Annotated in this window: 1 protein-coding gene; it reads right to left on the bottom strand. The window is 56.5% G+C overall.

From position 1 onward, the window contains the following. Window positions 1-44: 44 nt before the first annotated feature. A partial coding sequence (locus tag GHN86_RS23225; protein WP_323370017.1) for an FLgD tudor-like domain-containing protein occupies window positions 45-269 on the bottom strand: 225 nt, incomplete at its 5' end.

Raw genomic sequence — 269 nt, 5'->3', positions numbered from 1 at the left:
CATACAGGCCGCTAAGGCCGATATTGAATGACATATGTCTCTCCTTAAAGGCCTATCGTCTGGACTTTTGATATACCAATGCTGCCCAGCCCGGCGAGGTTGAGCATGATTTCGCCACCGGTCTTGCTCAGGGTCACGCTGTTGACCGTGGCTGGCAGGTAGGTGGTCAACGCCGTTGTACCGGCGTCAGTTTTGGTCGAGGCGCTGAAGGTGTAAGAGCCCTTCTCCAGCAGCTCGCCATCGGCGTCTTTGCCGTCCCAGGTGAAGTC

The sequence above is a fragment of the Pseudomonas helleri genome, from assembly GCF_009600315.1.
GTDB classification, from domain to species: domain Bacteria; phylum Pseudomonadota; class Gammaproteobacteria; order Pseudomonadales; family Pseudomonadaceae; genus Aquipseudomonas; species Aquipseudomonas helleri_A.
This window is presented reverse-complemented; position numbering and strand designations above follow the sequence as displayed.